Genomic DNA, 15,154 nt, shown 5'->3' with positions numbered 1-15,154 from the left:
CTCTTCCGGGACATCTGAACGTCAGGAACCAGCAGCTCTGCGCAGAGCGTCGCCCACCCTCGGCGCCCCATCGATATACGCCACCCTGACAGGGCCCGGCCTGCCCAACATGTCGCCTGCCACCCCATCAGAACGAGCGTCATTTCAGCGTCAAGATATCGCCTGTAACGCCCACACCGCACATAACGCGCATGCACAAAACCGCAGGTCAGGAGCCCTTAGCCACAGGCTCCAGAATCGCCACGCACTCCACATGATGAGTCATCGGAAACAGTTCAAAAGGAACTCGATTCTCGCTCGTGGAGCTCGTCAGCAGATCTAGCCGGAGCCAGCGCAGCCCAGCGCCAGTCCGCGTCGCTGGCGGGGAGGGCACAGTCAAGCGTCACCGCTACGACTGACACGCCTTCTTGTTGCCGCTGTGTCTCACCTTCCCGCTCCTGATGCTTCTGGACTTCGACGAGGCTATGGCCACGAGCTGGGCATTTGCGTTGTTTTGAGGTACCCCAACGGTCGCAGTGAAAGTAGGCCGTGAGAAAGATCCCAGCAGTCCTGGGCGCCTGGAGGTATCCGGCTACGAGCTGCTTGGCCAGAGCCGTATCGAGGGACTCGTTCCAGCGACCCTTGCATTCGATGACGACTCTGATGGGATCGTTCCCTGTTCCCTGATGAGCAGGTGCTTCGATCTGGATGTCGGTGCGCAGTCCGGGGAATCCTGGACGGCGTACTTGAACTTCACGGTTGATGACGACTCGGTGGCCGCCGATGTCCTGTAGGAGAAAGGTTGCGACGATGTCGCTGAAGTCTTCTTCCCAGCACGGCCACCATTCGGAGTGATTTACGCTGGCTCGCTCCCGGTTCCACAAGGAGACGATCAGCCCGTTGGGTCGGTGCAGGGCCTTCGCGAAGCGATCGAGGGATTCGAGGACGATGTCGAGCAGATGGCGCTCATCTGCGATCCAGTGCAGTTGGGCGGTATCGGCGAGGCGGATCAGTTGTTCTGGTTCGATCGGTTCGGCGTACCGCGCGGCGGCTGCCCGCGTGGTGGCGCGGGCCTCTGATCGCAGCTGCCAGATGCCGGGGTACTCCTCGGAGAGAGTGCGCAGTTCTGCCGCGGCATCCTGGGTTGTTTTGCGGGCGAGGATGCTCGGCAGGGTGCGGGCCATGTCGTGCAGTCGGTCGTCGTCTCCGACGAAGCCGGATTGCAGCGGGCGGTTGACGATGGCATGGATACCGACGTGGTTGACGAGCAGACGGTAGAAATCTGCAAGATCGCGTTCGGGGAGCGCGGCGACGGCCGTTGGCCAACTACCCGGCGGAGCGGGCATGCGCGTCAGTTGGTACAGGAACGCGTTGAGGGTGTCTGCATCGTCGAGACGACGGCGGATGAGCAACCAAACGGCCGGCAGGAACGGGAGATGCAGGAGGGCGACTGCCGCAAGCATCCATCGGACGTATTCTGGTGAGTTGGCTGCGTGCTCCGCTGGATTGCCGGCAAGGGCAGCGACCAATTGAAGGGTCGCCTTCGCATCCCCACAGACCGCGAGTTCGCTGAGAACGGCACGCCACTGCTCAGGGCGTCGATCCGCGTGCCCGGCCCAGGTACGCAGAGCACGATGCACGCTGTCCAGTGGCAGCGCTCCACACGTACGGGCAATTGTCTGTGCCACGTCGTCGTGTACGCCGTCAAGGACCGCTGCGGTCAACTCGGAAAGTGGCGCCCCAGCCCTTTCGGCGCACAGCATGAGGAGCCGGAGATGAGTGTCATGCACGTCATCACGGGGGTAGACGGTCGCCAGGGCAACGGCCCATCCAGCCCACCTACCAGTCTCCGGCGGAACAGTTGACAGGGCATCAACCAGAGCGAGCGCCGTCAGTTCGGGAGCAATGCGAAATTCGATGGCGCCATAAGGCACTAGATTCTCGACGCTCAACGGCGGAACGGTGCTCAGCACATGGAAGGCGGCCCGCAAGAGGAGGCTGTCTAGTTGGGTACCGGCTGGCGGCCGAGACGGAGCCTCGGACGCTGCGGCGATCCATGCGCCTTCCCATTTGGTTGGGGAGCCGTCTGCTGTGTGGTGAAGCTCGCTGACAACTCGCGCCCACGCGCTCCGTACCTGATCTGGTCCACTGGTGAGGACAGTGTCGAGCGCCGCGCGCAGAGCGGCCTCGTCGTAAGTGTTAGCTCGGCGCTCGGCCTCTTGGAGCTCGCGCTGCTCTCGCTCCCAGGGTGCCTCCGCCGGAGGGCTGTCCCAGGATGCCGTCACAGCGCGGAGAGTCGGGTGAGCACCTCTGGCGGCAAGGGCCCGGCCCAGCATGGTGGGGTCCTCGGGAGGCGGGTATCCGACCGCCAGGCGGGTGACCTGCTCGCGGACGGCAGACAGCAGGTCCCAGTGCTCCATCCAGTACAGCGCGTCGGCCTGGGGGAGCAGGTCGGCGCTGATCCGACCGATGTGCAGCGCGAGGAATTGCTCTGCACTGGCGCGGGTGAGCAGCAACAACGCGAGGTCACGCCTGGTTTGGGGTTCCCGGCCCAATGCCTTTGCCAGATCCTCTAGTGGCGTGTGCAGGTCTTGGGTGTAGAGAAGTTCATGGCGACCGGCGAGTCCGACCAGGGCGTCAGCCATGTTGGACAGGATGGCGTCGGTGAGTTGTGCCTGACTGGCGAGGGTGATGGCGCGGGCAAGGAGGGAAACGGCCAGCGCGTGGCTCGGGCCGTCTGCCGTGTCGCAAAGGACGTCGCGGGACCAGGTGATGGCTTCGTCCAGGTCGGTCACGTCGATGAGTTCTGGAATTTCCCGGCGCAACATGTAGGCACGGCCGATCAGTTGTGGGTCCGGGGGGCGCACACGGCTGAGGAAGTCCGTCAACGTGATGTGGGCGGGCCACAGTTGGCGCAGCGCCGCGGCCACGATCTCTGGGGATTCGTCGTGTGCCAGGGCCCGGATGTGCTCGACCACTTCGGTCTCCGGTGCGCTGATTGCGGCCAGGGCCGCCACCCGTACCTCAGCATGCGTATCCCGGTCTTCGGCGAGAGCCAACAGTTCGACGCTCAGCTCGGGCCGACGACATGCCCGGGCAATGCGGACCGCGCCGAAAAGTAGATTCACCTCTGTCGTGGCCTTCAGGTACGGCCGTAGCTGGTCCGCGATCTGAGGGTGATCCAGGCGATGGAGTGTCGTGCTGTCGAGCCTGACGGTGTCGTCGCTCTTCAGCAGAGCGAGCAGCGCCTCAACAACACGGGTCCGGTCACGGTCCGTTCGCCTCTCCAGGTCGGCGAGGAGAAGGATGAGCGGATCGTCCCGGAGCAGGTCTTCGAACACCGCTGGGTCCACTTCACTGCGCCAGGCCGCAACTTCCTGATGTGCCGGAAGGACGTGCCGGGACGGCCCATCGCCGATCCACAACAATTCCCGCTCCACGGCCGTCTGGATCTCTCGGCCTCGCAGAAACTCGGCGGCGAGAAATTCCTGGTAGCTCTTGTGCGCGAAGGCCCACCGATAGTCACCTACTGGGACCAGCAAACTCGACTCGGTCAGCTGGCTCAGCTCATTCATCGTGCATGGTACGGGGCTCCCGAGATGGCCAGGTTCGCCGCCTGGAACCAGGCGGGACAGCTCAAGATCGCCAACCCCAGGCTCCCCGGATTCCGGCGCCCCATCCGCCAGCGCCGTGTGCGGTCCGAACTGCAGAGCGGCTGCAACCCTCGTAGCGACGGCGAACAAGTGCTCGCCCGTTGCCTGGGTGCGCCGCAACTCTGTTCGTTTCGGGCGGCGTGTCTCCTTGCACAAGTGCAGGCACGCGTCGCGATACGCCTCGGCAGCCGTGTCGGGGAGGGTTCCACGGGTCCTGTAGCTCGTCAGCATCTGCCGCAGAGTCATCGGATGAGTGGCCAGCGCCACCAAGCCGCGTTGCTGTACCACCTCCGAGAATGCTGCTGGGTCTTCAAGTCCCACGCTACGGGCGGCGAGAGTCACATCATCTCGCGAGAGCGGAGCCAGGCCGACCACTGCCACCCGGTCCTCCGGCCAGAGCCGCGCAAGGTCCGTCTCCAGCCCGGCTGGCCATCGAGCCGTGCGGCAACTGATACGCAGCCGCAGTCCCTTTCGCGCCTCGCCCTCCAGACCCTCCAGCTGCTCGATGATCAGCTGGTCCAGTTCCAACAGAACGTCCAGCCCTTCATCGAGGCCGTCCAAGAGCACATGCCACTCGCCAGCCCCCGCCGGTGGCTGGAACACCGCGGTCAGTTTCGTCGCGGCACGGGTCGCGTCTGTACCGCACTTGCCAAGATCAAACCGCTGTACAGGAAGGCCCGCAGTCTCAAGGTCTCGGTGTTCCTGCTCAAACGCGAAGGACTTGCCCATCCCCCACTCACCGCGCAGGACCAGGACACGAACCGCTCGTTCGTCAGCCAACAACCGCCCCGGAGCAACACCGGAAAATGCCGACGCAAGTGGCCAGCCGTACCTGTCAGACTCCGGCGGTTCCCCCAGCGGAAAGACCCGCCGCTTCCAGGGCAGAAACGGCCACTCCATGACGCACCACTCCCAGCGATACGAAGCCGGACAACACAACCCTCACACCCTAGGACGCGCCACTGACACCCCGCCCGCAATGAAGCGGACCGCCATCCAGCAGACGGTTACCCACCGACCCACTGTCCGGACGTCTCGCCTCCAACGACTACTCATCGTGACCACCTCGCCTCATCAGGCGGCCACGGATACTCCGTGGCTCCGCATCTCCCAAAGGACCTCGTGTGGGGAGAATCTGGGGAGTATGAGCGGTGCTGGGGAGACCGTGGGGAGAATCGACCGCGCAACCTGGAACGATCCTGAAAGACACCGAAAGACTCATCTGCACAGGCCAGGGGCGGTAGCCGCCGCATCACCGGAGGTCAGCGCTCCCAGGTAGACAACTTCAAGAAGATCTCTTCAAGCATTCCCTTGGCGACCAGCGCACCTATTTCCGAAGGAACTTGAGGTTCGCTGCCACAGCTTCACTTGGCCCGAGCAGCGCAAAGACATACCTGACGCCCCATCGCAACGAGCGTCATTTTAGCGTCAAGATATCGCCCGTAACGCCCGCACTGCACATAATGCGCACACCCAAAACTGCAGGTCAGGAGCCCTTAGTGACAGTTTCAAGGATGACCACACACTCCACATGATGCATCGTCGGAAAGGCATGAATCGGCACTGCACCTGATACGTCAAGCATGTACGCGATCGTCTACGCATCCGGCGAATCTCGTCACCCCGTGGGAGCCGCGCTCCGGCGATCTCGTCGTGAGCGAGGGGAACATAGCCGCACATCGCCGGTTAGCCAAACCGGCGTTCCTGCAGACGATTGTTGTCCAACGTCTGCCCCGAGCACCACCGCGGATCGATCCATCGGCGAGAACTCACCACCGCTGCAGAGGTGGAATCCCTGCTCTCCGTTTGCGCGTCGTCCGTCGCCAGAGGTTCTTCTCCAGGACCCGTTTGGTGCTCCTTACCGCCCGGAGATCCACCACACTTGCCCCCCGAACCGATAGCAGCTTCCACAAACCGTCAGCCGCGCAAGCAACAGGAGGGCGCGCCACACTCCGTAGCCAGATGCGCTGTCTCCGTCCAAGATGACAACCGTTCGTCACTCCTGGCCAACACCTGGTACTCGACGAGCGACCTCGCCGCCTGTCTGCACGTGGACACCTCGACTCTGCGGCGCTGGCGCACCGCTCGACCACCGCAGGGCCCGCCGTTCGTCTCCGTTTCGGAACGCGTCGTCCTGTACAGCGCGCTCGACGTGGAGGAATGGCTGCGCAGCCGCCGGACCGTCCCGGGCCGAGAAGCCTGATGGCCGAGAAGGCCATTGTTCCTGTCGGTGTCCGGCTCTCCACCGACATCGAATACCGGCCCGATCGCCCCCATCCGTATCGAGCGCGTGTCCGCTGGTTCGATCCCGCTACGAAGCGGCGTCTGTCCCTGTCGGAGGGGAAGGCGGACGAGGACGAGGCGCAGGAGTGGCTCCAGGACATCATCGAGGCCGCGCAGGCCGGGCTGTCCCCGTCGCTCGCCACCATGAAGCTCGCCGAATACGGCGACGCGAACATGGATCTCGCCCTGCGCGGGCTGGAGTTGAAGACCCTCGACCCCTATCTCGCGGGATGGCGGATGCGTGTGGTCCCTGCCCTGGGCCACCTCGCCGTACGGATGATCACCAACGGCATCGTCGACCGCACCGTGCAGAACTGGATCGTCGACGAACACAGCCGCTCCACGGTAAAGAACACCATCGCCGTCCTGGTCCGCGTCATGGAACAGGCGGTCCGCGACGGCATCATCAAAGTCAACCCCGCCCGCATCAGCGGCTGGCAGAAGCTCTACAAGCAGGCCGAGGACGAACTCCGCGACCCCCGGGCCCTCGCCCTGCCCGACTGGGACACGCTCGTCCAGCTGGCCGACGCACTCGTGGCCGCCTCCTACAACCAGTACCGCGGCTGGGGCGACGTCGTTCTGTTCGCCGCGAGCACCGCTGCCCGGATCGGGGAAGTCTCCGGGTGCCGCGTCGGAGATATCGACACCAGCCAGTGGATCTGGACGGTACGGCGGCAGACCACGCCCGCGCCCGGCGGACTCACCGACAAGGGCACCAAGGGCAAGCGCGCCCGGAAGGTTCCCATCATCGAGGAGATCCGCCCGCTCGTGGCCCAGCGCATCCTCTCCGCCGGCCCCGCCCCTGACGCACGTCTGTTCACCGGCCCGCGCGGAGGACGCATCTCCACCGCGGTCCTGCGCGACGCGACCCACTGGGACGACGTGGTCACCCGCCTCGGCTACGAGCACCTGCGCCGCCACGATCTCCGCCACACCGGACTGACCTGGTTCGCGGACGCCGGAGTCCCCCTCCACGTCCTGCGCAGGATCGCCGGCCACGGCTCACTGACCACCACTCAGCGCTACCTGCACCCGGACGTCCACAAGATCACAGCCGCCGGTACGGCACTCTCTGCACACCTCAGCGTGCTACGCGCCCCGCGCACCCTTCCCGCAACTACCGTCCTCACCCGCTGACGCCGGTCAAGGCAGGCTGGTCCCCAACTGGTCCCCAACAATGATCGAGGGGCGGTTTCGGATTCCTCCGAAACCGCCCCTGACCTGCGACTCGTTCGAGTCGGGACGACAGGATTTGAACCTGCGACCCCTTGACCCCCAGTCAAGTGCGCTACCAAGCTGCGCCACGTCCCGATACTGTCTGACCTGGGGTTTCCCCTGGCCGAACACGCAGGGAAACAATACCGCACTCGGGTCGATGGTCGCGCACTCCTTTATTCGCTCTCCCTGCCCTTGACCTCAAGTTTGGTTGAGGTCGCACGATCGATTCCATGACAGCCACAGCCACAGCCACAGCCACAGCCACAGCCACACACGTCGACACGTCCGAGACACACCACACACACGCCAAGTACCACCGACACGAGTACGCCGAACTGGCCGGGCTCATGGGTCTGATGACCGGCGACGAGAAGCACGGGCCGGCGGCGACCTCCACGCTGGACGTGCTCTGGGTGCTCTACGACCGGGTTCTGCGGGTGGGCCCGGACCGGATGACGGACCCCGAGCGGGACCGGTTCCTGCTGTCCAAAGGGCACGGGCCGATGGCGTACTACGCGGTACTCGCCGCCAAGGGCTTCCTGCCCGTGGACTGGCTGCCGGGCTTCGGCTCGTACGACTCGCCGCTGGGCCACCACCCCGACCGGGTGCTGGTGCCGGGGGCCGAGATCGGCAGCGGCTCGCTCGGGCACGGTCTGCCGATCGCCGTGGGTACGGCGCTGGGGCTGCGCGCCCAGGGGCTCGACGGGCCTGCGGTGTGGGTGTTGATCGGCGACGCCGAACTGGACGAGGGCAGCAACCACGAGGCGATCGCCTTCGCGGGGCCCGCCGGTCTCGAACGGCTGCACACCGTCGTCGTCGACAACTCGTCCGCGAGCCACGCCCGGCCCGGTGGCATCGCCGCCCGCTTCGAGGCCGCGGGCTGGTCCACGTCAACGGTCGACGGCCGTGACCACGAGGCCCTCTGCACCGCCTTCACCACGCCGCACCCCGGCCGCCCGCACGCCGTCGTGGCGCGGGTCGAACCGAAGTCCGGCTGACCTCCGCGCACCCGACCTGGCCGACCCGTGTCACCGGCCCGCCTCACCGGCCCGTCCCACAGACCCGAAGGGATCCACTCCTCCATGGACACCATGCGTGACCGCTTCGCCCCCGTCCTGACCAGGCTTCTCGACGAGGACCCACGCGTCGCCGTGGTCCTCGCCGAGATCGGCGCGGACGCGTTCGCCCCGGCGCAGGCCCGGCATCCCGACCGGGTGATCAACGTGGGCATCCGTGAGCAGCTCCTCGTCGGCGCGGGCGCGGGCCTGGCGCTCACCGGGATGCGTCCCGTCATGCACACCTTCGCGAGCTTCCTCGTGGAGCGCCCGTTCGAACAGGTCAAGCTCGACCTCGGGCACCAGGACGTCGGCGCCGTACTCGTGAGCGCCGCCGCCTCCTTCGACTGGCCGTCCGGCGGCTACACGCACATGGCACCCGGTGACGTGGCCCTCCTCGACACCTTGGACGGCTGGACCGTGCATGTGCCGGGACACCCCGACGAGGCCGAGACGCTGCTGCGGCACGCGGTCGCCGCGGGCGACGACAGGGTGTACGTACGGCTGTCGACGCAGTCCAACGGGGAAGGGCTCGCGGTCGACGGGGAACGGATCCTCACCGTCCGCGAGGGCCGCTCCGGTGTCGTGATCGCCGTCGGTCCGATGCTCGACGCGGTGCTCGACGCCACGGAAGGGCTCGACGCAACCGTCCTCTACGCGACGACCGTTCGGCCTTTCGACACTGCCGCGCTGCGCCGGGCCACCGAGGCGGCGGGCACCGATGTCGTCCTCGTCGAGCCCTACCTCGCGGGCACGTCGACAGCCGTCGTGAACGACGTGCTCTCCGAGGTGCCCCACCGGGTGCTGGGCCTCGGCGTGGGCCGCCGTGAACTCCGCCGGTACGGGGATGTCGAGGAGCATGTGGCCGCGCACGGGCTCGACGCGCGGACGCTCCGGGAGCGGATCCGGGGGTTCTTGTCCTGAGCTCGCCGCTCGCCGCCCGGCTTCAGCCGGTGCCCGGCGCCCCCAACTCCGGGTGGGCGTCCAGCAGTCGGGGCGGGGCGGCCTGGCGCCAGGAGTCGGTGAGGATGTCACGCAGTTCGCCGTCGTCCTCCAGTGCCGCCAGGCGCACTCTGACCCAGGCGAAGCCCGCCTCGTGGTCGGCGATCCAGAACTTCTCGGGCTCGGCCAGGACCAGTTCGTCGCGCTCCTCCTTCGGGCAGCGCACGGCGATGGAGGTTTCGTTCTCGGGCAGCGTGGCGAACATCTTGCCCGCGACCCGGAACGTGGGCATGCTCCAGGCGATCTTCTCCGTCGTGTCCGGCAGGGAGAGGGAGATACGGCGTACGTCTTCGGCTTCCGGCATGCAACGCACCGTAGCCAATGCCACTGACAATCACCCACGCCCGTCCGCCGGAAGGGGCCCGCTCCCCCGTGCCGGAAGCCACGCCTATGCCTGCGCGGCGGCGCCCAGCGCTGCCAGCACCGGGCGGATCAGCGGGTGTTCCTCCGCTCCCCTGCGGACGGCCGCGAAGACCCTCCGGGTGGGCGCCACCCCGTCGACCGGCCGCACGACCACTCCCGTCAGCTCCATGCCGCGCAGCGCCGAACGCGGTACGAGGGCCACACCGGCGTCGGCCGAGGCGAGGGACACCACCGCGCGGAAGTCGTCGGAGGAGTGTTCGAGGCGGGGCCTGAACCCGGCGTTCTCGCAGGCCAGGACGACCACCTCGTGGCAGGGGTTGCCGGGGTACGGCCCGATCCACGCGTCCTTGGCCAGTTCGGCGAGCGGCACCTCTTGGGCGTCGGCGAGACGGTGGGTGACCGGGACGACCGCGTCGAAGGGCTCGGCGTAGAGGGGGACGTGGGTGAGGCGGGGGTCGTCGGCGGGCGGCGCGCCCCGGTATTCGACGGCCACCGCGACGTCGACCTGCCGGTCGAGCACCATCGGCAGGCTGGCGTCGCCCTCCGCGTCCTGGACGCGGACGCGGATGCCGGGCGCGGTTTCGGCGAGGCGGGTCAGGGCCGGGGCGACGACCAGGGCGATGCCGGTCGCGAAGGCGGCGACGGTGACCGTGCCGGCGGCGCCCGAGTCGTACGCGGCCAACTCGGCCTCCGCCCGCTCCAGTTGGGCGAGGACCACGTTGGTGTGCGCGAGCAGGATCTCACCGGCCGGGGTCAGCCGTACGCCCTTGGCGCCGCGCTCGACGAGCCGGTGGCCGGTCTCCTGCTCCAGCGCCGTGAGTTGCTGGGAGACGGCCGAGGGGGTGAGGTACAACGCGGCGGCAGCCGCCGTCACCGTCCGGTGGTCGGCCACCGCACGCAGGATGTGGAGCCGCCGCGCTTCGATCATGCGATCGATTATCCAATATGTCCGGGACGGCATGCCCCGGACCCCGCGTCCAGGACCGTGTGCCCGGGACCTGTGCCCGGGACAGACCGGTCAGCCCTCCAGCTCCGCCCGAGCCGCGACGAAGGCGTCCACCGCACGGTTCACGTCCTCGCTGGAGTGCGCCGCCGACAACTGGACGCGGATCCGGGCCTGCCCCTGCGGCACGACCGGGTACGAGAAGCCGATCACGTACACGCCGCGCTCCAGCAGCAGCTCCGCCAGTCGGCCGGCCTTCGTGGCGTCGCCGATCATCACGGGTGCGATGGCGTGGTCGCCGGGGAGGATGTCGAAGCCCTCCTCGGTCATCCGACCGCGGAACAGGGCGGTGTACTCGGCGAGCCGCGTCCGCAGGTCGTCCGCCGACTCCAGCAGGTCGAGCACCTTCAGCGAGGCGGCGGCGATCACCGGGGCAAGGGTGTTCGAGAACAGATACGGCCGGGAGCGCTGCCGCAGCAGGGCGACGATCTCGGCGCGCGCGGCCACGTAGCCGCCGGACGCACCGCCCAGTGCCTTGCCCAGCGTGCCGGTGACGATGTCCACGCGGTCCATGACGCCGTGCAGCTCGGGGGTGCCCCGGCCGCCGGGGCCCACGAACCCGACGGCGTGCGAGTCGTCGACCATGACCATGGCGTCGTAACGGTCGGCGAGGTCGCAGATCTCGTGCAGCGGGGCCACGTAGCCGTCCATGGAGAAGACGCCGTCGGTGACGATCAGCTTCCGGCGCGCGCCGCCCTCCGCGGCCTCCTTCAGCTGCCGTTCCAGGTCGGCCATGTCGCGGTTGGCGTACCGGAGCCGGCGGGCCTTGGACAGGCGGATCCCGTCGATGATCGAGGCGTGGTTGAGGGCGTCGGAGATCACCGCATCCTCGGCGTCGAGGAGGGTCTCGAAGACGCCGCCGTTGGCGTCGAAGCAGGAGGAGTAGAGGATCGTGTCCTCCTGCCCGAGGAACGCCGAAAGCCGGGCCTCCAGCTCCTTGTGCACCTCCTGCGTACCGCAGATGAACCGCACGGAGGCCATGCCATAGCCCCAGCGGTCGAGGGCCTCGTGGGCGGCGGCGACGACCTCGGGGTGGTCGGCGAGGCCGAGGTAGTTGTTGGCGCAGAAGTTGAGCACCTCGCCGGGGCGCCCGCCCGCGGTGACGGCGACGGTCGCGGACTGCGGCGTGCCGATGACTCGCTCGGGCTTGTGCAGACCGGCGGCGCGGATCTCGTCGAGGGTGGCGCGCAGGTCGTCGCGCACGGAGTCGAACATGAGGAAGCTCCTGACGATATGAGGGAGTTACGTGTTCCAGTCGAGGATGACCTTGCCGCCCCGGCCGCTCGCCGCGTCCGCGAACGCGGCCTCGTGGTCGCGGTGGTCGTAGCGGCCGGTGATGACCGGGGCGAGGTCGAGGCCGCCCTCCAGCAGCACCGACATCGCGTACCAGGTCTCGAACATCTCACGGCCGTAGATCCCCTTGATGGTGATCATCGAGGTGACGATCCGCGACCAGTCGACCGCGAACTCCTCGGCCGGCAGGCCGAGCATGGCGATGCGTCCACCGTGCGTCATGTTGGCGATCATGTCCCGCAGCGCCTCGGGGCGACCGGACATCTCCAGGCCGATGTCGAAGCCCTCGCGCAGACCGAGGGTGCGCTGGCCGTCGGCGACGGTCGCGCCGGAGACGTTCAGCGCCAGGCTCGCGCCGATCTTGCGGGCAAGTTCGAGCCGCTCCTCGCTGACGTCGGTGACGACGACGTTCCGCGCCCCCGCGTGCCGGGCCACCGCCACCGCCATCAGTCCGATCGGTCCCGCCCCGGTGATCAGGACGTCCTCGCCCACCAGCGGGAAGGACAGTGCGGTGTGCACGGCGTTGCCGAACGGGTCGAAGATCGCCGCCACGTCGAGGTCGACGGGCACGCGGTGCACCCACACGTTGGCGGCTGGCAACGCCACGTACTCGGCGAAGGCGCCGTCCCGCCCGACGCCGAGCCCGACCGTGGCCCGGCACAGGTGGCGGCGGCCTGCGAGACAGTTGCGGCACCGGCCGCACACCAGGTGCCCCTCGCCGCTGACCCGGTCGCCGACACCGATGTCCGTGACATCGCGTCCGGTCCCGACGACCTCGCCGACGAACTCGTGCCCGACCACCAGAGGCGTACGGATCGCCTGCCGCGCCCAGCCGTCCCAGGCCCGGATGTGCAGGTCGGTGCCGCAGATCCCGGTTCTGAGCACCTTGATCAGTACGTCACCGGGGCCGATCTCCGGTTCCGGAACGTCCGCGAGCCACAGCCCGGGTTCCGCCTTCTTCTTGACCAGCGCCTTCAACGCAACGCTCCTGTGGGTAGGACCCCGGGACAGGGCACGCCGAAGGAGCCCGTGACGGGGAGAATGGTGACGTCGACGGCAGGACCGACGAGAACGCGACCCCGAGAACGCGAGGACTCGGCAACGCGAGTCGAAATCTGCCGTACGGCGGCTCCCAGGTCCATCGAGGTTTTCTTAAGCGCCGCCGCAGCTTTCCTTCACGCGTCCACGCCACGTCAGGTGTCGTGCGAGGGAATGGCGTCTGGCATATCCCCATTGGCCGGAAGAGCGACAACAGCCGTACACCTGTTGATCCGACCGGAACGATCAGCCGTATCCCTTCTGAGGAACCGCGCGAACCGACAACGGAACCGACAGCCGCGCCCCGCCGGGGCCCGTAAGGAGTCAGGAACCCGTCATGCCCGCACCGCACTTGGCGCTTCCGCCCAACGACCGGGTCCTGTCGCTGTTCACCGGCTGGACCCGGGCGCACTGGGAAGCGCTCGCAGACCGGCAGTTGGAGGCGCTGGTCCCCTATGCGACGCCGGGTCTCTCGCAGTATCGGCTGCCGGGCCGGAACTCCTCGGCGGGCGTGGTGTCGGACGGACTGGAGGGATTCGCACGGTCGTTCCTGCTGGCCTCCTTTCGGATCGCGGGAGCGGCGGGCGACGTGGATCAACGTCTCGTGGAACGCTACGCGCAGGGTCTGACAACGGGCACGGACCGTGACAGCGGCGAGGCCTGGCCCGAACTCACCGACTGTTCCCAGCCGATGACCGAGGCGGCCTCGATCGCCATCGGGCTGCACGAGAGCCGACCGTGGATCTGGGACCGGCTCGACGTGGACGTGCAGGAGCGGATCGTCGACTGGCTGTGGGGTTTCGTGGGCCGGCGTACCCGGGACGACAGCGGACGGCTGTGCCAGGTGGTCGCCGAGCAGTTCCTGGCTTCCGTCGGGGCACCGCACCGCCAGGAGGACATCGACGGCGGCCTCGACAGGATCGACGACTGGTATGTCGGCGGCGGCTGGTACAGCGACGGCGACGGCCGTACGTTCGACTACCACGTCGGCTGGGCCCTGCACCTCTATCCGGTGTTGTGGTGCCGGATGACGGGCGGCGAGGACGGCGGGCGCGGCCGGGTCCACCAGCGCAGGCTGGCCCAGTTCCTCGCCTCCTACCCGCACTTCTTCGGGGCTGACGGCGCCCCCGTCCACCAGGGCCGCTCCCTGACGTACCGTTTCGCCGCGACCGCTCCCGTCTGGCTGGGCGCGCTGGCGGAGTGCACTCCGCTGGCGCCGGGGCTGACCCGGCGGCTGGCCTCGGGCGCGGTGGCGCACTTCGTGGAGCGCGGGGTGCCCGACGAGCGCGGGCTGCTGCCGCTGGGCTGGTACGGCACGTTTCTGCCGGCGACCCAGGCGCACTCGGGGCCCGGGTCGCCGTACTGGTCGAGCATGGCCTTCCTGGGCCTGCTGCTGCCGCCGGAGCACGCGGTGTGGACCGCCCGCGAACGCCCGCTGCCCGTCGAGGAGGCGGACCAGTACACGGCGTTGCCGGGACCGGGCTGGCTGCTGCACGGCACCCGGCACGACGGCATCGTGCGTCTCGTCAACCACGGCAGCGACCACAACCCGATGGAGGGTCCGGCCGACGACGATCCGCACTACGCGAAGTTCGGCTACTCGACGGCCGGCGCACCGGAGACGGGTTCGGCGGCCTGGCAGCGGAACGTGGACGGTCACCTGGCGCTCCTCGCCCCCGACGGTACGGCTTCGCGCCGCCGCAGAATCCTTCCGCTGCACTGCTCGGGTCGGGTGGCCGCCTCCCGGCACGAAGCCGAACTCCCTGGTGTGGAAGGGGAGTTCCGGGTCGAGTCGACGAGCGTGCTGCACGGCTCCTGGGAGATCCGCGTGCACCGTGTCCAGACGCCTGCCGACGCGGCGGTCCGGGAGGGCGGCTACGCGGTGGCCGACACCGCCCTGCCCGCGGCGGAGCGGGGTGACGGCTGGGCCCTGACCCGTACGGGTTCGGGTCTGACCAGCGTGGTCGTCGCGCTGCACGGCTGGGACGAGGCCACAGGTGTGGCCCGCGAGGTCGACGCGAACGCCTTCGGCCCGCACTCGGCGACGCCGTACCTCCAGCGCGCGGCCGAATCCCCGGGCGCGAGCAGGCTGTTCGTGACCCTGGTCGCGCTGACCCGGGACGCCGTGCATCCACAGGCCCTGCGCGAGGCGGTGTCGTGCGCGGTGACGGAGGAGGGCCGCGCCCTGATCATGTTCCCGGACGGCGAGACGGTCTCCGTGTGACGCCCTCCGTGTCGCGCTCTCCGTGTGGCGCTCGGCGTGTGAC

General features: G+C 68.2%; 10 protein-coding genes and 1 tRNA gene. 5 read left to right on the top strand and 6 right to left on the bottom strand.

The genetic code is table 11. The features are described from left to right. Positions 1 to 275: 275 nt before the first annotated feature. Positions 276 to 4,361, bottom strand: a complete 4,086-nt coding sequence (locus tag OHN74_RS37095; protein ID WP_327698943.1) for a hypothetical protein — start codon at positions 4,359 to 4,361, stop codon at positions 276 to 278. Positions 4,362 to 5,682: 1,321 nt separating this feature from the next. On the opposite strand from OHN74_RS37095, the gene OHN74_RS37090 reads away from it, so the two are divergent. Together OHN74_RS37090 and OHN74_RS37085 are read left to right on the top strand one after the other, a co-directional pair. Further along, a complete protein-coding gene (locus OHN74_RS37090; protein WP_327698942.1) occupies positions 5,683 to 5,835 on the top strand; it encodes a hypothetical protein in 153 nt (50 codons plus the stop codon). Continuing rightward, entirely contained in the window at positions 5,835 to 7,052 is a 1,218-nt protein-coding gene (locus OHN74_RS37085; protein ID WP_327698941.1) for a tyrosine-type recombinase/integrase, read from the top strand. Before OHN74_RS37090 ends, OHN74_RS37085 begins: the two co-directional genes overlap by 1 nt. Before the next feature lie 100 nt (positions 7,053 to 7,152). Here the strand turns inward: OHN74_RS37085 and OHN74_RS37080 are convergent. After that, positions 7,153 to 7,226 (bottom strand) — tRNA-Pro (locus OHN74_RS37080). A gap of 254 nt (positions 7,227 to 7,480) precedes the next feature. Between OHN74_RS37080 and OHN74_RS37075 the strand changes: the two genes are divergently transcribed. Further along, the gene (locus OHN74_RS37075) at positions 7,481 to 8,131 is read left to right on the top strand and encodes a transketolase (protein WP_327700401.1); all 651 of its coding nucleotides are present in this window, start codon (positions 7,481 to 7,483) and stop codon (positions 8,129 to 8,131) included. A gap of 84 nt (positions 8,132 to 8,215) precedes the next feature. After that, positions 8,216 to 9,112, top strand: a complete 897-nt coding sequence (locus OHN74_RS37070; RefSeq protein ID WP_327698940.1) for a transketolase family protein — start codon at positions 8,216 to 8,218, stop codon at positions 9,110 to 9,112. Between the two features lie 22 nt (positions 9,113 to 9,134). On the opposite strand, the gene OHN74_RS37065 is transcribed toward OHN74_RS37070, so the two are convergent. The 4 genes from OHN74_RS37065 to tdh all read right to left on the bottom strand — a co-directional run bounded on the left by OHN74_RS37065 (position 9,135) and on the right by tdh (position 12,827). Further along, positions 9,135 to 9,494 carry an MmcQ/YjbR family DNA-binding protein gene (locus tag OHN74_RS37065; RefSeq protein ID WP_327698939.1) on the bottom strand — a complete coding sequence of 120 codons (360 nt, stop codon included), beginning with the start codon at positions 9,492 to 9,494 and terminating at the stop codon, positions 9,135 to 9,137. 84 nt (positions 9,495 to 9,578) lie between these two features. After that, a complete protein-coding gene (locus OHN74_RS37060; RefSeq protein ID WP_327698938.1) occupies positions 9,579 to 10,481 on the bottom strand; it encodes a LysR family transcriptional regulator in 903 nt (300 codons plus the stop codon). 90 nt (positions 10,482 to 10,571) lie between these two features. Then, positions 10,572 to 11,771 (bottom strand): glycine C-acetyltransferase, encoded by a 1,200-nt coding sequence (locus tag OHN74_RS37055; RefSeq protein ID WP_327698937.1) that lies wholly within the window; start codon positions 11,769 to 11,771, stop codon positions 10,572 to 10,574. Between the two features lie 27 nt (positions 11,772 to 11,798). Then, entirely contained in the window at positions 11,799 to 12,827 is a 1,029-nt protein-coding gene (gene tdh, locus OHN74_RS37050) for an L-threonine 3-dehydrogenase (protein ID WP_327698936.1), read from the bottom strand. Between the two features lie 397 nt (positions 12,828 to 13,224). On the opposite strand from tdh, the gene OHN74_RS37045 reads away from it, so the two are divergent. After that, complete coding sequence (locus tag OHN74_RS37045) at positions 13,225 to 15,111, top strand: DUF2264 domain-containing protein (RefSeq protein WP_327698935.1); 1,887 nt, start codon at positions 13,225 to 13,227, stop codon at positions 15,109 to 15,111. The last annotated feature ends 43 nt before the right edge of the window (positions 15,112 to 15,154 follow it).

Source organism: Streptomyces sp. NBC_00459, from assembly GCF_036013955.1.
In the GTDB taxonomy this organism is placed as follows: Bacteria; Actinomycetota; Actinomycetes; order Streptomycetales; family Streptomycetaceae; genus Streptomyces.
Note: the sequence above shows the minus strand (reverse complement) of the source record. Positions and strands in the feature narration are given on the sequence as shown.

What these genes read in the sequence shown, in the direction of transcription:
- OHN74_RS37095 (WP_327698943.1), bottom strand. Translation starts at nt 4,361, where the DNA reads ATGGGCAAGTCCTTCGCGTTTGAGCAGGAACACCGAGACCTTGAGACT.
- OHN74_RS37085 (WP_327698941.1), top strand. Translation starts at nt 5,835, where the DNA reads ATGGCCGAGAAGGCCATTGTTCCTGTCGGTGTCCGGCTCTCCACCGAC.
- OHN74_RS37075 (WP_327700401.1), top strand. Translation starts at nt 7,481, where the DNA reads ATGGGTCTGATGACCGGCGACGAGAAGCACGGGCCGGCGGCGACCTCC.
- OHN74_RS37070 (WP_327698940.1), top strand. Translation starts at nt 8,216, where the DNA reads ATGGACACCATGCGTGACCGCTTCGCCCCCGTCCTGACCAGGCTTCTC.
- OHN74_RS37065 (WP_327698939.1), bottom strand. Translation starts at nt 9,494, where the DNA reads ATGCCGGAAGCCGAAGACGTACGCCGTATCTCCCTCTCCCTGCCGGAC.
- OHN74_RS37060 (WP_327698938.1), bottom strand. Translation starts at nt 10,481, where the DNA reads ATGATCGAAGCGCGGCGGCTCCACATCCTGCGTGCGGTGGCCGACCAC.
- OHN74_RS37055 (WP_327698937.1), bottom strand. Translation starts at nt 11,771, where the DNA reads ATGTTCGACTCCGTGCGCGACGACCTGCGCGCCACCCTCGACGAGATC.
- OHN74_RS37045 (WP_327698935.1), top strand. Translation starts at nt 13,225, where the DNA reads ATGCCCGCACCGCACTTGGCGCTTCCGCCCAACGACCGGGTCCTGTCG.